General features: G+C 55.6%; 29 protein-coding genes. 1 reads left to right on the top strand and 28 read right to left on the bottom strand.

What is annotated here, in order from left to right:
- Positions 1 to 23: 23 nt before the first annotated feature.
- From EM858_RS14515 to EM858_RS14475, 8 genes are all read right to left on the bottom strand, one after another.
- The gene (locus EM858_RS14515; protein WP_127757010.1) at positions 24 to 623 is read right to left on the bottom strand and encodes a hypothetical protein; all 600 of its coding nucleotides are present in this window, start codon (positions 621 to 623) and stop codon (positions 24 to 26) included.
- Positions 620 to 1,588, bottom strand: a complete 969-nt coding sequence (locus EM858_RS14510) for an FAD-dependent thymidylate synthase (protein WP_127757009.1) — start codon at positions 1,586 to 1,588, stop codon at positions 620 to 622. The genes EM858_RS14515 and EM858_RS14510 overlap by 4 nt, the downstream gene beginning before the upstream one ends.
- The gene (locus tag EM858_RS14505) at positions 1,585 to 2,424 is read right to left on the bottom strand and encodes a ParB N-terminal domain-containing protein (RefSeq protein ID WP_245482996.1); all 840 of its coding nucleotides are present in this window, start codon (positions 2,422 to 2,424) and stop codon (positions 1,585 to 1,587) included. The genes EM858_RS14510 and EM858_RS14505 overlap by 4 nt, the downstream gene beginning before the upstream one ends.
- A gap of 62 nt (positions 2,425 to 2,486) precedes the next feature.
- Positions 2,487 to 2,711: a nucleoside hydrolase gene (locus tag EM858_RS14500; RefSeq protein ID WP_127757008.1), complete on the bottom strand. Its 225-nt coding sequence runs from the start codon at positions 2,709 to 2,711 to the stop codon at positions 2,487 to 2,489.
- 10 nt (positions 2,712 to 2,721) lie between these two features.
- Positions 2,722 to 3,000: a hypothetical protein gene (locus EM858_RS14495; protein WP_127757007.1), complete on the bottom strand. Its 279-nt coding sequence runs from the start codon at positions 2,998 to 3,000 to the stop codon at positions 2,722 to 2,724.
- A gap of 92 nt (positions 3,001 to 3,092) precedes the next feature.
- Complete coding sequence (locus EM858_RS14490; RefSeq protein ID WP_127757006.1) at positions 3,093 to 3,335, bottom strand: hypothetical protein; 243 nt, start codon at positions 3,333 to 3,335, stop codon at positions 3,093 to 3,095.
- Between the two features lie 493 nt (positions 3,336 to 3,828).
- Positions 3,829 to 4,398 (bottom strand): hypothetical protein, encoded by a 570-nt coding sequence (locus EM858_RS14480; RefSeq protein ID WP_127757004.1) that lies wholly within the window; start codon positions 4,396 to 4,398, stop codon positions 3,829 to 3,831.
- An 81-nt stretch (positions 4,399 to 4,479) separates the two neighbouring features.
- Positions 4,480 to 4,683, bottom strand: coding sequence for a hypothetical protein (locus tag EM858_RS14475; RefSeq protein WP_127757003.1), 204 nt, complete (start codon positions 4,681 to 4,683; stop codon positions 4,480 to 4,482).
- A gap of 47 nt (positions 4,684 to 4,730) precedes the next feature.
- Between EM858_RS14475 and EM858_RS14470 the strand changes: the two genes are divergently transcribed.
- Positions 4,731 to 5,018: a hypothetical protein gene (locus tag EM858_RS14470; RefSeq protein WP_127757002.1), complete on the top strand. Its 288-nt coding sequence runs from the start codon at positions 4,731 to 4,733 to the stop codon at positions 5,016 to 5,018.
- A 1-nt stretch (position 5,019) separates the two neighbouring features.
- Here EM858_RS14470 and EM858_RS27140 read toward each other — a convergent pair whose 3' ends face one another.
- From EM858_RS27140 to EM858_RS14390, 20 genes are all read right to left on the bottom strand, one after another.
- Positions 5,020 to 5,175, bottom strand: a complete 156-nt coding sequence (locus EM858_RS27140; RefSeq protein WP_164865435.1) for a hypothetical protein — start codon at positions 5,173 to 5,175, stop codon at positions 5,020 to 5,022.
- Positions 5,176 to 5,242: 67 nt separating this feature from the next.
- Complete coding sequence (locus EM858_RS14465; RefSeq protein ID WP_127757001.1) at positions 5,243 to 5,506, bottom strand: hypothetical protein; 264 nt, start codon at positions 5,504 to 5,506, stop codon at positions 5,243 to 5,245.
- Complete coding sequence (locus EM858_RS14460; RefSeq protein WP_127757000.1) at positions 5,503 to 6,309, bottom strand: hypothetical protein; 807 nt, start codon at positions 6,307 to 6,309, stop codon at positions 5,503 to 5,505. The genes EM858_RS14465 and EM858_RS14460 overlap by 4 nt, the downstream gene beginning before the upstream one ends.
- Positions 6,306 to 6,509 (bottom strand): hypothetical protein, encoded by a 204-nt coding sequence (locus tag EM858_RS14455; protein ID WP_127756999.1) that lies wholly within the window; start codon positions 6,507 to 6,509, stop codon positions 6,306 to 6,308. Before EM858_RS14455 ends, EM858_RS14460 begins: the two co-directional genes overlap by 4 nt.
- A complete protein-coding gene (locus tag EM858_RS27320) occupies positions 6,506 to 7,063 on the bottom strand; it encodes a hypothetical protein (protein WP_205649548.1) in 558 nt (185 codons plus the stop codon). The genes EM858_RS14455 and EM858_RS27320 overlap by 4 nt, the downstream gene beginning before the upstream one ends.
- Positions 7,026 to 7,292: a hypothetical protein gene (locus tag EM858_RS14445; RefSeq protein WP_127756998.1), complete on the bottom strand. Its 267-nt coding sequence runs from the start codon at positions 7,290 to 7,292 to the stop codon at positions 7,026 to 7,028. Before EM858_RS14445 ends, EM858_RS27320 begins: the two co-directional genes overlap by 38 nt.
- A 171-nt stretch (positions 7,293 to 7,463) precedes the next feature.
- Positions 7,464 to 8,330 carry a TAXI family TRAP transporter solute-binding subunit gene (locus EM858_RS14440; RefSeq protein ID WP_127756997.1) on the bottom strand — a complete coding sequence of 289 codons (867 nt, stop codon included), beginning with the start codon at positions 8,328 to 8,330 and terminating at the stop codon, positions 7,464 to 7,466.
- A gap of 35 nt (positions 8,331 to 8,365) precedes the next feature.
- Positions 8,366 to 8,770: a helix-turn-helix domain-containing protein gene (locus EM858_RS14435; protein ID WP_127756996.1), complete on the bottom strand. Its 405-nt coding sequence runs from the start codon at positions 8,768 to 8,770 to the stop codon at positions 8,366 to 8,368.
- Positions 8,767 to 8,943: a hypothetical protein gene (locus tag EM858_RS27135; RefSeq protein ID WP_164865434.1), complete on the bottom strand. Its 177-nt coding sequence runs from the start codon at positions 8,941 to 8,943 to the stop codon at positions 8,767 to 8,769. Before EM858_RS27135 ends, EM858_RS14435 begins: the two co-directional genes overlap by 4 nt.
- 457 nt (positions 8,944 to 9,400) lie before the next feature.
- Positions 9,401 to 9,925 carry a hypothetical protein gene (locus EM858_RS14430; RefSeq protein WP_127756995.1) on the bottom strand — a complete coding sequence of 175 codons (525 nt, stop codon included), beginning with the start codon at positions 9,923 to 9,925 and terminating at the stop codon, positions 9,401 to 9,403.
- A 6-nt stretch (positions 9,926 to 9,931) separates the two neighbouring features.
- Entirely contained in the window at positions 9,932 to 10,102 is a 171-nt protein-coding gene (locus EM858_RS27130; RefSeq protein ID WP_164865433.1) for a hypothetical protein, read from the bottom strand.
- A 376-nt stretch (positions 10,103 to 10,478) separates the two neighbouring features.
- Positions 10,479 to 10,844 carry a hypothetical protein gene (locus EM858_RS14425; RefSeq protein WP_127756994.1) on the bottom strand — a complete coding sequence of 122 codons (366 nt, stop codon included), beginning with the start codon at positions 10,842 to 10,844 and terminating at the stop codon, positions 10,479 to 10,481.
- A gap of 342 nt (positions 10,845 to 11,186) precedes the next feature.
- Entirely contained in the window at positions 11,187 to 12,362 is a 1,176-nt protein-coding gene (locus EM858_RS14420) for a helicase HerA-like domain-containing protein (protein WP_127756993.1), read from the bottom strand.
- A complete protein-coding gene (locus EM858_RS27125; protein ID WP_164865432.1) occupies positions 12,359 to 12,535 on the bottom strand; it encodes a hypothetical protein in 177 nt (58 codons plus the stop codon). The genes EM858_RS14420 and EM858_RS27125 overlap by 4 nt, the downstream gene beginning before the upstream one ends.
- A gap of 62 nt (positions 12,536 to 12,597) precedes the next feature.
- A complete protein-coding gene (locus tag EM858_RS14415; protein ID WP_127756992.1) occupies positions 12,598 to 12,819 on the bottom strand; it encodes a hypothetical protein in 222 nt (73 codons plus the stop codon).
- Positions 12,820 to 12,822: 3 nt separating this feature from the next.
- Positions 12,823 to 13,050: a hypothetical protein gene (locus EM858_RS14410; RefSeq protein ID WP_127756991.1), complete on the bottom strand. Its 228-nt coding sequence runs from the start codon at positions 13,048 to 13,050 to the stop codon at positions 12,823 to 12,825.
- A 5-nt stretch (positions 13,051 to 13,055) separates the two neighbouring features.
- A complete protein-coding gene (locus tag EM858_RS14405; protein ID WP_127756990.1) occupies positions 13,056 to 13,523 on the bottom strand; it encodes a hypothetical protein in 468 nt (155 codons plus the stop codon).
- A gap of 37 nt (positions 13,524 to 13,560) precedes the next feature.
- Positions 13,561 to 14,154, bottom strand: a complete 594-nt coding sequence (locus tag EM858_RS14400) for a hypothetical protein (protein WP_127756989.1) — start codon at positions 14,152 to 14,154, stop codon at positions 13,561 to 13,563.
- A gap of 28 nt (positions 14,155 to 14,182) precedes the next feature.
- Positions 14,183 to 15,124 (bottom strand): hypothetical protein, encoded by a 942-nt coding sequence (locus EM858_RS14395; RefSeq protein ID WP_127756988.1) that lies wholly within the window; start codon positions 15,122 to 15,124, stop codon positions 14,183 to 14,185.
- Positions 15,125 to 15,257: 133 nt separating this feature from the next.
- Positions 15,258 to 15,875 carry a hypothetical protein gene (locus tag EM858_RS14390; protein WP_127756987.1) on the bottom strand — a complete coding sequence of 206 codons (618 nt, stop codon included), beginning with the start codon at positions 15,873 to 15,875 and terminating at the stop codon, positions 15,258 to 15,260.
- Positions 15,876 to 16,179 lie beyond the last annotated feature (304 nt).

The following is a 16,179-nucleotide window of genomic DNA, read 5'->3' as shown; positions in this document are numbered from 1 at the left end:
TAATTCCACCTTTAAAGTGAAAGTCAAGATAAAAGTGAAACTATTGGCCGCAGATCGTCGATCCATGTGACGAGAGGATCGCCCGGTTTTTCGTGGGATCGATTGTGTGATCGTCGAACCATAAACGACTTGTGTCCGCAGTCATGACCTGAGACCGCGTGACCATAGTTGTCTTCGATCCACAGCCCGCGTTCAAGGATCCCGAGCCACTTCTTCTTGCTTTCGCCGAGTGGGAGGCAGATCACCTGCTCGAATATGTCGCCGAAGATCTGCTCGAGATTGATCTTCCGCCGCGCAACGACAACTGCGCTGTCAGAGCAACTGGTGAGCACCGTGAGACGGTGACCCATGTCTTTGAGTATGGTGAGATTTTCAACGACGTTCGGGCACGCTTTGAGCGAGGCGAAACGGGAGCTGTGGTTGAATTGGGCGATCATCTCACGAGAAGCCGAGGGAGTTAACCCGAGCCACGTGCTCATGTCCCACGAAGATGGTAGACCTTCGATCGGCCGGCACTCAACGGCAGATACGAAGTTCTTGAAGCCGTCGAGCCAGTCTAAGAGCACGTCGTCGCAGTCGAGGATGATGTGAAGGTTGCGGTTGAGGCGATGGAAGTCGATCACGTCCGAAGCTCCAATTGACGACGAAGCTGGCGGAAGCCGACGAAATTGCCGTGTTCTTCGCTGTGCTTCCAGCAAGCCGCGGTTTTGAATGCCGGTCGCTCAAAATGGTAAGCCAAGTCTTCGAAATCATCAGCTTGCGCGACATGCTCGAACGGACTGGCATGGAAAGGCTTGCTGTGCAGCTTGTCGTAGATCGCCACGGCGCGTTCGAGCGTCATGTCGAAGCCGTCCGTCGTCTTGTAGGACGTGCTGGCGCAGCGGGCGACAGAGAGCTTGATCAGTGAAAGCCTTTCAGCGTCCCCCCAAGGTTCTTGCCATGTTGTGCCCGTAGCTTCCTTGACGATTTCGGATTTCTCCCACTCGCTGACAAAAGGCAGATGCCATTGACCAGGTTCGAGCGTCTGCACCGCGGACTCGTCTTCGAGGCACTTCCGGATTTCGCGAGCCAGCATCTGAATGTGAGGCTCGGCATCCTTGTGATCGCGAAGCTCGAGAAAGTTGTCCCACTCAGTCGACGACACCAGTACCGTGATATGCAGGAACGGCTCGAGAAGACGATTAATTACCTGCTTGTGGTAGCCGGCCGAGTTGAATTCGAGTGCAACTTCAATGGCGTGATCGCGAGCGCTGAGCCAAGCATTTTCGCGAGATACGAGTGATGCACGGGTCTGCCTTTCAGCAATAGGAAGCCAAATGTTGACCATTGCATCGCACTCCTGATCAGCCTGCATCCCCTTTTGTGCAGCTCCCCAATGGATCGGCATGGCGGTGTCGGCGAGGATGTCGTCGATCATCTTTTTGACCGGGATAGCACGGCTACTGGCGGCATTCCGGCTGAACACGCGGTGCGTCATGAACTCCGAATGGATGAACCGTGGATAGCGCAACAGGAGCGTCGAGAGCACCTTGTTCGGGGCACTGACATTGCGCGATCGGAGTATGGTTTTGGCGCTGATTGTTGTCATTCTCCCGACTCCCTTGCTAGGCTTGCAGCGGCGCTGTCGATCGCGTCTCTGAACGAGTTTCCGGTCCAATAGTTTTTGCCCACTCGCACGACCCAGTCGCGCGTTGCATCGTCCTCCTGTGAGATCGAAACGGAAGTGTCCGTGCCGTTTTCCACGTAACCGGCGAGTTCGCGCAATGCGTCCAGTCGCGCGGTGTCGGGATGAACGGGCTTCGGCTTCTCGCTGACATCGAGGTGTTTGGCGGTGGCGCGCTTTTTCCCCTCCGCCTGAGCTTTATCGACAGCGCGCGTCAGGTCGCCAGCCGCCTTGGCACCGTCACCGCCGTGCTTTTTCAACGTGGACATGGCGAGCGTGGCGGCAACCTGTCCCGTGGCAACGAGATTGGTGACGGCAGCCGGCGCGGCCTGCAGTTCGAGAAGCTCGACGATCCACTGGCGAGCGAGGCCGGTCTTTTGCTGAATATCTTTCTCGGTCCAGCCGAGGTCGATAAGACGCTTGAAGACACGCGCCTGTTCGATCGGCGTCAGAGGTTTCCCCGAGTTGCGGACGATCTGGCTGAAAACGCGATCAGCCTCGCTCGAATAGCGATCTTCCGTTTGCACGGGAACGCTCTTGATTTCGGCTCTGAGGCGCTCGATCGCATACATGGTCGCACCGTGGCGGCGATGTCCGTCGGAGATGAACGCCTTGCCATCTTCCGTATAGACGGTGAGGGGCTGTTTGACGCCGACCTGCGAGATGGATTCCGCCAGCGCCAAGTCTTCAGGATCATCTGCATTGAAATTGATGGTGCGACAATTCCAGTCGGCTTTCACATTCAGATCGCGCGGATCCATGCGGTAGATGTCGGAACGTCCGACGGCGAGCGACTTGATAACACCCTGGTTTGATGTTGCGGTCATTCCGGTTTCCCTTCGAGTTCGCTGAGCGTCCACGAACGAACACTGGCGAGCGGAAATGAGTGAACTTTGGGGCCACAGAGGAGTGTAAGAACGTTGTCCTCACCGGCCTGCTTGGCGAGATGTCTGCCGAAGCTGGAACCAGCTTTGATTTCATAAGTCTCGATTGTGCCGTCGGTGAAAGTGACTTCGACCTGCGACCATCTCTCTGGATAATCAGTCATGCAATGTTCCTCACACAAGCAGGTCGTCGATATCGACAGGCTTCGGTTTGACAGGGGTAGAGACGATCAGGTCGTCCAGATCGACTGCTGATTTAGGAGATGGAGGTGCCGTGGAAATCCGCCACGTTGCACCGAAATGTCGGACGCCTAGACCATCTTCGACGAGTACATTGAAGTCGCCGTAGTGTTTGATGACCGTGCCATCTACTGGTTCGAGGCCGTACGCGTTCAGGTAGGCGACCTTCGTACCGACGGGCCAAAGTGTGTTGGGGCGGTTCTCGGCTGCCATTTAAAGAACCCCCGCGAGTAAAAGGATTCTCAGCGTCGACAGGAGGAGAAACCAAGCTGCAACACCGAGGACGGCGAGGATGAAAATCGTCCTCATCGTGCGTACCTCGACAGCATGTTGCCGCGTAAACCGGTCTCTTCGACTAAACAGCGAATGCTGTCGTCGACGAAGCGCTCGAGGAGTTCGCCGCGGAACTCGGACAGAGGTGTGCCAGGCGCGACTTCATCCCGCATCCATGCAGCGGTCTCGTATATCCACTGGCGATAAGCGGGACTACGTCTGCAATGGATGGAAATATCTCGAGCACTACGAGCGATGTCGGCTTCGGTCATCATGCATCACCGCCTTCGCGCGGCGTACACGGAGTGGTTTTTCCCCCGCCTAGTATGTAGTCGCGCCACGGCGTCCAACACCATTGTCCTTCGCGGTTTTTAAGAAAGCCCCAATGGTGATTAGATCGTCCTCGCCGCACCAGAGTATAGATGCGTCCGGCTTGCGTTTCTTCGCCGCACCCTGACCATCGCCCGATAACTCGGTGACAATGCGATGCAGGTCGATAGTGGAGGCGGAAAGCTCTGACTACGTGGCGACGGAGGTGATATTGCATCGGAAGCGGGCCGCTCATCCAGACGTGCTCCGCCACCTCTTCGACGTAGCTGGTGAGCGGAAATGTCCAGAAATCCCACGGATGGTCGTGGCAATCGGGGTCCGCATCGCCGCGATGAAAAATGTGAAAGCGGAGCCTCCCAAACCAAACCCTCGTCATGTACGGGGTTCGCCGCTCCCCTTCGTCACCGTGAATGGTTTGAATGCCGAGGAAACTGTCGGTCATGCGTCACCGCCTTCTGCCGGCTTGTCCCATAGCGGTGAGAAGTCGCGTTCGAGCGCGCACTTGGTGAAGCGAAGCAGTTGCTCCTCAGTGAAGGCGTAAACGGTGCCGTCGTCGTTGAGCATGTGAGCGCCGGCCTGTAGCACGGCCTCGATCAGATGGCCGTCGCTATCGCTGATTTGCGGCGCTTCATATTTCAAAAGCTCAGGAATGGGACCGGGATCGACATTGTCTTTCACGAGTTCCTGCGCGAATTTCGCCTGGGCGGTCCAGCGTTCGGCGCCATCAGGCACAGTCATCTCGCCGTAACCGGACCACTGGGCCTCATTCTGATGGCACCAGTCTTCCAAGTCGGTCAGCGACTGCAAAGCACGCTTCATCAGCGCCCCACGATCCATGAACGGGGAATAATCTCCGCCCGTCAGATCGTGGTCGTCGGACTGCTTCAACCCGGTATCGCGAGCGAGGACACGGACGATCGTGCATGCCTCGGTAGCGTTGCGCACAGGCACATTCAGCGCTTTCAAGATTACATTGACTGTGCGGGCATCCAGCAAAATCTCAGTCATAAACGATTTCTCCTAAACAGAATTGCACGATAAAAGTGAAATTAAATTGCGTCAATAGAAATTCTCACTAAAAGTGAAATTCTAGTCGCAGGAAGTGAGCTTCTTCGGTTTTCGCACGGGGCAGGCGGGCAGCAGTTCGAACTGCGTATTCCACCCATAACCATTCTTTGGGTCGGCGATGAATTTCGACATGATGCTTTTGGCTGCATATGCACTGGGAGCAGTCACCTCGAACACCTTCTGACTTCGACCGACAGCAAACCAGAACTGTTTCTGTGGGCTCATGTGAGGCACCTCTTGACTGTCACATTCAACGTGAACAAAATAAGAACATGAAGCACCGTCGCGGCATAAACCTCGTTCCGGATTCCTTTCGCGTGATCTACGAAGGGACGGTGAGTCGCGACTTGTATCCGACGCTGAATGCGTATCCGGAGTGGTATGTGTTCGGCGGACGATGCTCCCGTTGTGAGCGGGAAGGGTGGTTGGACCGCCAGCAACTCATCCGGCGCTTTGGCACCAACGTCTTCCTGAACCAGTTGAGGCCTATGCTGCGGTGCATGAAGTGCGGCAACAAGGGAAACAACAACTGGATCATCGGGAAGATGGCGAGGGATTAACTTACCTGCCGGTGACACGGGCCATCATCTCAGGCAAGATGATGTGCCACATGGTGGCGTCGTAGACCGGTTCACCTGGTGCGAATTGCATCGGCGCCATATGCGACATGTAGAATTTCGCAGTCGCAACCAGGTTCTCGTCTGACAGCGCGCGCATTTCACCTCGTTTCCTGCTTGACCAATCCTCGTATTGTTGCGCTCGCGCCTGCGCTTCCGGCGTCAGCTTAAAGGTCAAGGCATGTTCCCCTCAAAACTGACTCTTCGAGGGCGCTCGCTGCGCGGCGGAAATGCCCGCAAGCGGTAACGCATTGATGGTCGTCATCCCAAGAAGCAGGAATATCGGTCGCGACCGCTGCCATAGGCCTCAATGCTTCCCGAAGTAACTTCACTTCCGCGACGAGATCGGAATGCTCGTAACACTTTTGCATCGATTCCAAATCGCCGCCGAATTGCGCGTGTACCTTCAGGACATCAGGGTGAAACTTCATTCGCCACTCCTGATATTTGTGTGTTTGTGGAGAATGCGGTCCTCCTGCTTTGCGGGTGCTGCGGCGAGCATGGCGCGGTAAATGGCGACGGCGACCATACCACAATCCCAATCTGTCGTTTCCCCGGCGACATAATTGCAGTTGTCGTCGTTCACCTGTTCTTGAACGCGGATACCGGCTTCGATCATTTCGTGCGGCAATGCGCTGTCTGCAACGCAGCGGGTTTCATCATCTGTCGGTACAAGCTTCCACCCCGCCACGTCCTGCACCTCTGCGGCGGACGCGTAGGCGATAGCCTCGGCCCTCTGTGCAGGCGTGCCGTGTTGCAGCATGATTGCGGCAACCTGATCCAGAGTTTCTTTGTTCTGCGGGATAGGTTCGCGGGCGTCCTGTACCTGTGCGGAGAGGGCAGAAATCGCGCAATCGTAGATGCGCTTCGCTCCTGCGTTCACCCGCAACAGGTCGTGGGCTTCGGCGGCACTCATTCCGAAAGCGCGGTCCATAGCACCAACGGCCGCCGCCGACCTGTCGCACAATGGTGAACATTTTGCATCACCATATCCGGGCACGCTGCACACGTCGCAATGATATTGCAGATCGACTGGGTACGCAGCGGACAGGGCGGCTTCGAGGCGCTCGGCAATGGCCTGCGACATACCGCCACCGATATTTGAGCTAAGAAACGATGGATCGTCAGGGAGATCTGATAGCTTTAGGCGCGCGCCACGCTTCATAAGCTGAATGAGGTTTCGAAGATGATCGTCAACGGTCGTTTCCGATGCTTGCGTTTCGGTGGTCATCATCGTTCCGGTCTCCGCAAATCTGCGAGCGCCCGCGTCAGGTCCATGCTCGCCCGTTTGATTGCACCCTGTTCACGCGGGAAATTGTCATACATTATCGTGGAGATACCGCACTCATAAGGTTTGGGCGGCGGCAATGCTTCAGCGCGTGCGATAAATCGGCGAGCTTCTGCAACGGCAATCTGTAGCTTGTTGCGGTTCATAGCGCGCTCCTTTTCCAAAGAACATTGCCTTCCAGGTCTTCGATGCTGACGACGTGGTCGTTCAGCCTGCCATGGTCCTCAGGTTTGCATTTATCGCTCGGCTGGATTGGATAAAACTCGCCGGCAACCGTTTTCATGATCCAGACGGTTGGGAGGAGCGAGCCGAGGGCTTCAAAGCGACCGTCCTCAAATTCCTCACGTGGACGAACCCAAAGGGAATCATCGTCGATTGAGCGGTAGATCGCGACTTCGCGCATATCCACTGAGAGCATGTCGGTCTCGCTTTCACCCATGTCGCGGTAGGTGTGAGGAAACTTCCAGTTCTCAGCCTGCATTTTGCCGACGCCGATCAACACGTATTCCGTGCCGCGCTTCTTGTGACGATGTGTTGCGATCGGCGGATTCAGCGCCATAATTACCAGTGCTGCAGCCTGTGCGCTATGCTTCAACACCAGCTCGACGATGTCATTCTTGTCGACAGCATAGCGTTCGCCATCAAACCAACCTGCCAGCAGTTCATCCACGTCTTTCGAGATTTCGTCTCTGTTTGTCATAGTCTACCGTTGATCCTGATTGATGTTTCTTGCTGCTCTCGATCGACCACGCTGGCGCCCAAAAGCCGCCTTCAGCCTTCACGAGCACCTTTTTCGGAATCCAAACCTCGTGGCCGTAGTACTGAAAAAGGTACGCTCGATGCGTCTCGTGAAGGCATTGCCCGAGGCCACGATAGCCCCGTGGCACGTCGTCGAATTCCTTGGCGTTGACGAGATTGTCGGGGATCATCGCTTGCTCCGCGAACCTGTTGGGAAACCGGCATCTCTGACCTGCCGGAAACCGAATAGGCTCAGTTCGACTTCCAGCGCTCGAAGCGCCGGCCGACATAGAAGAGGACGCTGCTCCAGCAGAATCCGAGGATCAGATCGGGTAGATTGTTGAGGATGGCGATGACCACGGTCAGCTCCCGAAGTTGGAGACGATTCCGCCGCGCGCCTTCATGACCGAGCGGATGAATGTCTTCAGTTCAGCCTGGTCCGCGACAGCGTCCTTGTTGACGTAGACCTTCGCCAGCCATGTCAGGGTCGACTTGTCGGAGAACCATCCCTGCAGGTTCTTCTTGTAGGTCTTGCTCGGGATTTCCGCGTAGGAGTAGAGCGGCTTGCCCTGCGGATCGACAGCGTCGTCGAAGTCGCGGTCATTGACGCCGACCAGTGCCAGACTCTCGCCGTAGAACTCGTCGGCCGATCGAACCAGCGTGTTGCCGAGCGCGGCCGGCACCAACGTGCAGGTCGTCTGCTCGTTGCTCACCGAGGATAGTGCAATATCACCGGACTCGTCAGTCTGACGGACCGGAGCATAATCAGCGTCTTCCGAAATGAAGTTCTGCCAGATGAGCCAAGCGCCCGACCCACGTTCGCCGAGTGCAATCGAATACTTCTTCGGGTCGCTCTCGAGGTCGCCGATGTCGTCGACTCCTGAGTTCTTGCCGCAGAGCGCGTGCAGATATTCGCGATGCAGATCGGCGACGGGTACGAACTTGGCGGCATTGGCAGGCTCGGTGCGCTTGAGATAGGCCAGTCCGTCAGGCTGCCCCACGAACGCATCGCATTTACCCTGAAGGCTGAGCTGGATGTTGCCCCAGGTGCCGCCCGTGTCTTTGACAACGTCAACGGTCAGGCCTGCTCCTTTCGCTTCTGCGCGGATCATTTCACCTGCTGCGGCGTAGGGCTGGTCTGCGGCACCTGTGCAAAGTGTGAGAGCCGCAGCGGGACTGGTGAACATGCAAGCGAACGCGAGCGCCGCTCCGATGAAAAGCTTCTTCATGTTGTCTCCTGTTGGGTTGAATTGTCGGTTGGAAGTCATCGTATGCTCCGCACCGGTCTGAGGTTGCGGCCAACGGCCTTGCGCTTCGCCGGGTACTGACGAATGCCGTGGCGAACGGTTGTGTGATCCCGGCCTCCGATGAATCTTCCGATCTCGACGAGGCTGGACGAGGTTCTGCGCACCATCCAGTAGAAGCAGGCCTGTCGAATGAGAACGATGCGCTGCTGCGTGCTTTGCGAGACGATCACCTCTTCCGAAAGGCCGGTGCGCCGGCAAAACAGTGCCAACACTCGTTCCTTCGATGTCAGCCCGCTCGGTCTCGCTGGCGCTGGCTTCGGCTTTGCGGCGATATTCACAACTTTCGGTGCGCCGTAGATGCGACGACGCACAGCAGCATAGTGGGCCAGCAATTCTTCGGCGGTCTTGGGCTCAGGTCTCATAGCAGCCCCAAAAGCGAGGCCGCCGCTGTGATCGAGAGGGATAGGAGTAAACTCACCGTGCTGTTGATCGCGGCAGTGATGCGGTCGACTTCAACGCATTGCAGCTCGAAATTCGCGGTGGCTCGGTCGTGAGATAATCTCGCAATTTCGACATCACGGGAGAAAGTCATCATTTATCCCTCTCGAAACGACCGACGAGCACGCTGAAGAGGAATGCGGTCAGAGCACTGGTTGCGAAGATGTACAGAAGCATGCTCATTGCGAATTCCTCTTAAAAGTTGAAAATCAGGACGTAAAGCGGAGCTGGCCAGCCGCGAGCTGACGAGCAATACGAGTGTTCTGACGTTTGGAAGAATGCGGGTACTTCCGTCCGGTGCGACGAGTCTTCGGTCGGCGGAAATCAGCCGTCCGGTGCAGCGGGACTATCGGAAGACTGCGTGCGAGGTCGATAGCGGAACCTATGGATGCAAGCAGGGCAGTTGCTGCGGAAAACATCAATCGTCTCATCGTAGTCACGTCTCCTTTGTGTTTCACGTTTAGTGAGCAATATTGCACGAATTAAACGTAAGTCAACTGAGAAGTGAAATTTATTGAGATTTCTCTGAGGTGGTTACCTCCCGTGGTAACGAGTCAGGCTTCGCTTAGGGCCGCTGCAGCGTTGTCCAGCGGAAAGAACATCGCGGGCATGTCGTCTTTGCTCTCACCGTTGGCAAATCGAATGAATCCGTAAGCTTCGTAAATCGCGGCGACTTCCTTGTTAGCCGCATGTAGCGTTAACGCATAGACGCCAACGTTCTCGCGCACGAGGAGGCAACGCTTCAAAACATCTTCGATCAAGAGGGCTCCAAAACCCGGATCGGACAGGTTCTTGTCGCGTGCAATGGCTCCAAGGTAGATGGTCGGAACGTGACGTTCCTTGTAGCGCTTCTCAGTTTCTTCCGTCATGCCGGCCTGAAACGTCATAAGGGTAAGGCTATAAAAACCGAGAGGTTCGTTCTGGCCATCTTGGCACGCCACAAAAACACGCTGCGTATAGGAAGTATGATTTTCCTCAGCGTGTTTTCGAAAGAAATGTTGGATTGGACGAAACTTGCAAGCAAAAGCCTCTCGCGGGTGACCATCGAGAGGCTCGAAATTGATAACGATTTGCGACATAAATGCTTACTTAGAAACGACAGCGTACTTTATTCTAGCTGTACGAATAGCAGATACGAGTCCCGATGGAGCAGCCGTTTTCGATTCCATAGAGTCCAACAACTGCTTAAGCATGGTGGTGTCGCGCACGACGGGCATGGGAGTGAACTCGCCATCTTCCTTCAGCAGTGCTACCATGATGCTTCTCCTTGCATTTCCACGAGCAAACGGGAACCTACAATTATGGTTCCGCAAACGCCTTTGCTCATTTGCATGCCAATTATGTAATTCAAAACGCCGACCCAGTCAACTTTTTGTTGATTGTTATGCAATTCCAAAATGTAACGCTGATCATTAACGGTTTAACGCGAACTCCAATGTTTCCAACGCATTTCGAGCGATTGCGCTATCTCAAAGGTTGAAGTGCGGACGAAATCTTTATTATTGTTGCGATGGGACAACAATCTGGAATGCAACCGAGAGAACCCAATCGCAGCTCAGGATAATAAGCGATTACTAATAGCTATTCCAATTGTGGATTTGCGAACACGTCCCGATTTTTCTGGGACGTCCTTCAAAGCAGCCCAAGTGTATAATCGCAGTTTCCAGTTTTACCTTCCCACGTGCCGAAACCGTTAACCTGGTAGATTTCAACCGCACCTGAGCGAGTGTCGTAGGAGAATGGTGCGTATCCGGTATAACCGCCAAGCGAGTTCTTCGCATTCACGAAGCCGCACACATAGCTCGCTGCATTGCGATCCTCGCTGGCGTATCCGCGATGCCGGCCGCGCTGAAAATCCTTGAACTGCGCGGAATCCGGATCCTTCAAGACACCCTTCACAGCCTGCTTGATCTGTTGCTCCTGCTCACTATCGATCTCAGCTGCGTAAGCAGTCGCATTCAACGCCAGGAAAATGACCGTAGTGCTGCGCAAAAACATCCTCACCCCCACGTCCACGGATCGAGCGCGCAACGTATTCGATTTGGTTTTTGGCTGGAAGCTCTATTTCTCCGACGTATAGATTTCTCCGAGGCCGGCACCTGTTGAGATTTCTCCGGGGTCTGATTTTCTCCGAGGGGGTATAGGTCGACCTCGACCAGCGGATCGACTGAAAATCTACGGGATTGGTCTGATTTTCGCTTGATATGTAATAACATTACGCATAGCCACACTCGGCGGCAGGGCGGCAGGGCGGCAGGGCGGCAGGGCGGCAGGCAACAAAAAACCCGCCACGGTGGGCGGGTTCAATCAAAGCAATGTTGGTCCTAGCCGTGCCGACTCCTAACTCATTGCGTTAGATATCGCCGCAAAACCGTACAAAGCAATGGCGATTGCCGACGGCCAGAAATACCACTTGCCGCGCAACCTATCCCATCGTCCAACGTCCGGAGCATAGACGGCTTCGCTCGAGACAGTCGGCACGGTTGCCAGTTGAACGGCAGGCCGCGCGACACCCACGCTATGCAGCGGTTTGGAGCCGCGCGACACGGCAACCTTGCGAGCCGGCATTGGTGCGCCGCTGGCGTTCGGAACCGAAACGATTGCTTGCCCTGTTGCGAGTCCTGCAATGTCGGCAGCCGTGATATTGCCCGGCATGGTATCAGCCGCTGCCTTCAATGCCTTTTGGTGAACTGGAGTCGCCCCGCGCAAGGCGTGCTGGATCCGGGTCGCCAATTGTCCGCTAATCACATGCGGCAAATCGGACGGCGCTTGCGTGACATAAATCAGGCCGACTCCCTTGGATCGAATAAGCCGCGTGATTTGTTCGATACGTTGCACAATGGCAGGGCTTGCGCCGTCGAAAACTAGATGGGCCTCATCTATCAAGACCATGAGTCCAGGTGTGCCAGCGTCGCCAATTTCACCGAGTCCACGGTAAAGCGAATCCAGCACATGAGCGACAAACGCGCCATAGAGGCCGGGCAGGTGGGTTAGCTCTGACGCGGCATAAACGGTTATGCCTGCCGTGTCCCTTGGATCGTGTCGTGCACCGCCGAAAGCCCATCCCGCCCCGCGCTCGAGTCGCAACATGGCGCGTTGAACGGCAGCAACGGAAACAGGTGATATCAGGCCATAGGAATCGGAAAGGTTCGCCCGTGTGGCGTCGTTCAAGAGCTGGCGCAAGTCCTGCAACGTGGCAACGGCGCGACCTGTATCTTCAGCCCATGCAAGAGCAATAGCCAATGCGCCCGCTTGCGCTTCCGACAGGTTCAAGGCGCGTGCAATCAAGTCCGCCCCCAAATCATCGATGCGCATTTGCGGGCATATGAGAGATGAGCCTAGCGACTCCAAGTCGCCTTTCGCATCCAGCACCAAAACCGGACACGGGCAGCGTTCCGCGATCGCTCCTAGCGTCGTGGTTTTACCCGTGCCCGTGGCGCCGAAAATGCCGACATGGCGCGACAGATACCGATAGGGAATCTGTGCGCCGGGTCCGATAGGGAGTGCATAAGTCATGCGGGCACCTCTTCAAAACGAAAGGTAGCGAACCGCGAAAGTCCGGTATCCTCGAGCCAGCCGTTTCGAACCTTTCTAAGCCAATAGGTTTCACCGGCTTTTAGATAAGGGGCGGCTGTGGCGTTGACGCAAACATATTGTTTCCAGTCTTCACCCTTCGGTTTTTCTGTCATGATGGGACTCCTTGTCGTGAAATTCCCGCAACGGCCGGATTGCGCCAGCCGTTCAAGGAACGTCACGCCGTGGCGTAGTCGCTCATGCTTTGGTGAAGGAAGGCGGGCAGGGCTGTTTCGTCGCTCGACTCGTCCGCTGCGTCATATTGGTCGCGCCATGTGGTGGCGTCGTCGCCCTGCAAAAAGAATTCGCGTCCGTCCGCTTCATTGGTGACGGCATAGGCCAGCCCGTTGCCGTATGAGGTGATAGCGAAGTTTGCGATATGCCAAGTTACATGTTTCATGGCTCAATCCTTGTCTTCCTGGTATTCTTGCCGGGCCATTTCGAGCGCCATTTCAATTTGAGCGGTTGCGGCTTCAGGTGTCATTCCGCATTCAAGCCGCAAGAAGTGCCAGACGTTGCCGACAAGGTCGCGGGCTTGTGTTGCGGAGTTCTCGCCTTGTGAGCGCGTGGCGAATGCATGGGTTTGAATACAACCGCTTGCCCATGCGGCACGGGTGGAATTGTCAAACATGTGCGTCATTCCCCCTTGGCAATTTCGATTGCGGCTTTGCCGTCGCGTGCATCAACGAAAGCAACATTTCCCATGCCGTCTTGAACGGAAAACAGCCGCTGCCCACGCGGTCTAAGCCCCCAGTACGCGCCGCCGCGATCATATCCGCCGCTATTGAGTGGAACTGCTTTCGCCCGCCATAGCGAATAATCGGAATGATCCAAGTTGCCCGATATCCTGCCCATGGGTGCGCCGTAACGGCTGGAAGCGTCTGGCGTTACGTTCTCATGGTAGACGGCGACAAATGCGCTTTCTGGCGCGTCTTGTGTTTTGAGGGCCAATGCCATGGCGTTGTCACTGGCATGCCGATGCGGCTTGCCGGGTTCCGCCTGAATGAGGACCTTTAAGGCTTTCGCACCGCGCAAGGCGCAAAGGTAAACGGAAAAGAGCGGCGTTTCAGGCATGGCGCCGGTATAGACTCGAATAGTCTGCATAGTGAATTCCTCTTAAAACGTGAAAAGCAAGGCGGAACTAAATTGCCTGAATGACGCGATAACTAAGGGCTTTCAGATAATCGAGACCGGAGAGTCGAAAGCAACTTGAATAACCGGCTTCACAATCTTCCGACTTGCGCCACGTAGTTTCTAAGTCGTGCGCCTTTTCGGCAACTTCATTCCAGCGTGCGTTCTTCTCGTCGTTGCTGGCGTCGGCAATTCCAAGTTCCTCATATGCCCGCTTGATCCATTCATCCCGGTAGATCGTATTGCCGGTTTCACGGCTGATAGTGGTATAATTGGCGAAAGAGTACCCTTTGCGCGGCTTTACATCGTGCGGGAATGTCTTGCGACCTTTTGGAGGCTTAGGCGCGCCGTCGCGGCTGCAATGGCCGGTCAATTCGTGGCCGTCAATCGTAAGGCCGGACAACGCACTTGTGAATTTGTCATAGCCGAAGCCGCTGGCTGTCCCGCGCTGGAAACCGGCCTTGTCGTCATGAACATTTACAAGGCACGTGCCGCCGTCGCTGAAATGCGCCTTAACGGTTGCAACATGTTCACCCTTTTTATTGAGGATGATGTAAGCGGAAATGCTCTTGCCCGCTTTTGTGTCAGATACGTATTTGACCATGTCAATAATTCCTCTTAAAACGTGAAAGTTAGCGCAAAACGACGCAGCCCGCGCCTTCGTTGAATGCTGCCCGAAGGTGTTTGTCGCCCGGCCAAAAACAAAGCGAGTCCGCTTCGCCGTCTTTAAGGCGTTCCATGCGCTGGAAAATGGTTTCCCGTTCGCTCAATTCAGCTTTGATGGATGAACGCAGCCGGGCTTTCAGGCTATCGGGCAGGGCGCGCAACGTGGCACAAGCCCCTTTCATGTCGCGGATAGTCTGGCGAACCGACTCACGGATAGCGGCCAGTTCCTGAAGGCAACCGGCATATTGGGAACCGGCTTGCCATGCGGTCGCATATTCGCGTTCCTTTTCCGCTGCCGACTCTGCAAAAATGTCGGCGCCGATTGCGGCTTCTTTCTTCGCCGTCGCATGAGCGGATTCAGCCCAATAGCCGGGGTTCAGCATGGCGGGAGTCTGATGACGCTTGCCTATATCGCGCAAAGCGGAACGCATTTCTGCTACGAAGTCGGACCGGTAGATGGTCGAAAAGTCGACATATGCAGGACCGCCGCAATCTGCCGCGCCGTTGTCCTCATTGTCATGGGCGGCCACAAAGCGCGCCTTGCCGCCGCGTCCGGGCAGTTGATAGACGCAGCCGCGAATCTTGCCCTCTTGATGCGGGTCCGTGAACCACCCCGTATGGCGGATAGTGTCGCTGATAACGTCACAATATCCGACGAAACGGAGGCCCATGGCGGCCGGGTTCTCAATCCACCTGCAACCGCTTTCCGTGCTGCCATTGGTGACGGGCTTTGCCCATGGGCTTGATGCATAACGGCGTACCGAAGTCACAACGTCACGGCGAGCCTTGGCAAAGGCAGCAAGCGCAAACGTCGTCGGAATACCCTTAAGCCCGTGGCGGGTAGGGTTCCAACGCGAAAGCGCCGTGGCGCGATGATAGCGGTACGCCGAAAGTAATAACTCGTTCATGGTTGAATTCCTCTTTTAAGTTGAAACTTAGGTTACAGAAAAAGCGGTGCGACTAGCTGGCCTGTGTGAAGCCCGACTAACAGCACGGCAGGGAGGGCGAACGGTAATAAAAGCGGATGGATCATAGCGACACCTAGGCGAAGAATTCTGCAGCCTTGGCAATCTGCCAAGCGTCATTCCAGAGGGCCAAATCTTCGCCGTCATCGGGATTGGTCAGAAATGCCGGTTCCCGCTCGAAAGTGACTTTGAACGCGTCAAGCATGAGCATGTTGGCGTCGCAAAAGTCATGTGTGTGACAGGTAGCGGAGTCGTTCCGGTTTAGCTCTAGAACGGCGCGAAAGTCGGCGCGGCTTAGTTCCTCTTGCACATTGCTGCCGAACGCGCGGGCTAGGATAATCTTGTCGCCGATTGTGGCGGCAGGTGTCACGACGTGACCGCCTAGAGCAAGATCGAATGCGTCCGCCGCTGCCAAGGCTTCGGCAACAGTTGCCGCCTCTACACAACGATCCACATAGTCACCATTGTCATTATGCGCGCCGACAATCCATGTGCCGTCCTCTGATACATGGTCGCAACCACCTATGTCAGTGATAAGCACTTTCCAGCCGGTTTCGCCTACCTGCCGTTCCCATGCGGACGTGCCGCCACCATTGTGGCCGACATGGAAATTGGAAGCGGCAAACAGCTTGCCTGTATCCGTCAATTCGGCTGCAGCGGCCATTTCATTAAAGCGTGTCCAGAAATCGGTCATTGGTGCGTCTCCGTTTCGATAATTCCAATCTAAACGTGAAACATACGAAGCGCAAGAGTAATTCACATTAAAAGTGAAAGTTAGTCCGTTGGGCCTGGTTTGCTGCAGCCGGATACAATGAGGGCCATTGCAGCCCGCCTTCCTGCTTACCTCATCAATGATACGTTTTACTGTGCATCGACGATACACGGCAACTAGGCGTGTGCGTCTCAATGCGTCCGTGCGTCTGTTGAGCTGGCGTCACTGTCTCAATGCGTCTCAATAGCGTGCAAATGGGCTGTATCGTATCATGCGATAGGTTCGA

The sequence above is a fragment of the Agrobacterium sp. CNPSo 2736 genome (genome assembly GCF_004005385.1).
GTDB lineage: Bacteria > Pseudomonadota > Alphaproteobacteria > Rhizobiales > Rhizobiaceae > Agrobacterium > Agrobacterium leguminum.
The sequence above is the reverse complement of the archived record's forward strand: the minus strand, read 5'-3'. Positions and strand labels throughout refer to the sequence as shown.

Coding starts and splice junctions, on each gene's coding strand:
- EM858_RS14510 (WP_127757009.1), bottom strand. CDS start 1,588: ATGACAACAATCAGCGCCAAAACCATACTCCGATCGCGCAATGTCAGT.
- EM858_RS14505 (WP_245482996.1), bottom strand. CDS start 2,424: ATGGATCCGCGCGATCTGAATGTGAAAGCCGACTGGAATTGTCGCACC.
- EM858_RS14500 (WP_127757008.1), bottom strand. CDS start 2,711: ATGACTGATTATCCAGAGAGATGGTCGCAGGTCGAAGTCACTTTCACC.
- EM858_RS14495 (WP_127757007.1), bottom strand. CDS start 3,000: ATGGCAGCCGAGAACCGCCCCAACACACTTTGGCCCGTCGGTACGAAG.
- EM858_RS14490 (WP_127757006.1), bottom strand. CDS start 3,335: ATGATGACCGAAGCCGACATCGCTCGTAGTGCTCGAGATATTTCCATC.
- EM858_RS14480 (WP_127757004.1), bottom strand. CDS start 4,398: ATGACTGAGATTTTGCTGGATGCCCGCACAGTCAATGTAATCTTGAAA.
- EM858_RS14475 (WP_127757003.1), bottom strand. CDS start 4,683: ATGAGCCCACAGAAACAGTTCTGGTTTGCTGTCGGTCGAAGTCAGAAG.
- EM858_RS14470 (WP_127757002.1), top strand. CDS start 4,731: ATGAAGCACCGTCGCGGCATAAACCTCGTTCCGGATTCCTTTCGCGTG.
- EM858_RS27140 (WP_164865435.1), bottom strand. CDS start 5,175: ATGCGCGCGCTGTCAGACGAGAACCTGGTTGCGACTGCGAAATTCTAC.
- EM858_RS14465 (WP_127757001.1), bottom strand. CDS start 5,506: ATGAAGTTTCACCCTGATGTCCTGAAGGTACACGCGCAATTCGGCGGC.
- EM858_RS14460 (WP_127757000.1), bottom strand. CDS start 6,309: ATGATGACCACCGAAACGCAAGCATCGGAAACGACCGTTGACGATCAT.
- EM858_RS14455 (WP_127756999.1), bottom strand. CDS start 6,509: ATGAACCGCAACAAGCTACAGATTGCCGTTGCAGAAGCTCGCCGATTT.
- EM858_RS27320 (WP_205649548.1), bottom strand. CDS start 7,063: ATGACAAACAGAGACGAAATCTCGAAAGACGTGGATGAACTGCTGGCA.
- EM858_RS14445 (WP_127756998.1), bottom strand. CDS start 7,292: ATGATCCCCGACAATCTCGTCAACGCCAAGGAATTCGACGACGTGCCA.
- EM858_RS14440 (WP_127756997.1), bottom strand. CDS start 8,330: ATGAAGAAGCTTTTCATCGGAGCGGCGCTCGCGTTCGCTTGCATGTTC.
- EM858_RS14435 (WP_127756996.1), bottom strand. CDS start 8,770: ATGAGACCTGAGCCCAAGACCGCCGAAGAATTGCTGGCCCACTATGCT.
- EM858_RS27135 (WP_164865434.1), bottom strand. CDS start 8,943: ATGATGACTTTCTCCCGTGATGTCGAAATTGCGAGATTATCTCACGAC.
- EM858_RS14430 (WP_127756995.1), bottom strand. CDS start 9,925: ATGTCGCAAATCGTTATCAATTTCGAGCCTCTCGATGGTCACCCGCGA.
- EM858_RS27130 (WP_164865433.1), bottom strand. CDS start 10,102: ATGGTAGCACTGCTGAAGGAAGATGGCGAGTTCACTCCCATGCCCGTC.
- EM858_RS14425 (WP_127756994.1), bottom strand. CDS start 10,844: ATGTTTTTGCGCAGCACTACGGTCATTTTCCTGGCGTTGAATGCGACT.
- EM858_RS14420 (WP_127756993.1), bottom strand. CDS start 12,362: ATGACTTATGCACTCCCTATCGGACCCGGCGCACAGATTCCCTATCGG.
- EM858_RS27125 (WP_164865432.1), bottom strand. CDS start 12,535: ATGACAGAAAAACCGAAGGGTGAAGACTGGAAACAATATGTTTGCGTC.
- EM858_RS14415 (WP_127756992.1), bottom strand. CDS start 12,819: ATGAAACATGTAACTTGGCATATCGCAAACTTCGCTATCACCTCATAC.
- EM858_RS14410 (WP_127756991.1), bottom strand. CDS start 13,050: ATGTTTGACAATTCCACCCGTGCCGCATGGGCAAGCGGTTGTATTCAA.
- EM858_RS14405 (WP_127756990.1), bottom strand. CDS start 13,523: ATGCAGACTATTCGAGTCTATACCGGCGCCATGCCTGAAACGCCGCTC.
- EM858_RS14400 (WP_127756989.1), bottom strand. CDS start 14,154: ATGGTCAAATACGTATCTGACACAAAAGCGGGCAAGAGCATTTCCGCT.
- EM858_RS14395 (WP_127756988.1), bottom strand. CDS start 15,124: ATGAACGAGTTATTACTTTCGGCGTACCGCTATCATCGCGCCACGGCG.
- EM858_RS14390 (WP_127756987.1), bottom strand. CDS start 15,875: ATGACCGATTTCTGGACACGCTTTAATGAAATGGCCGCTGCAGCCGAA.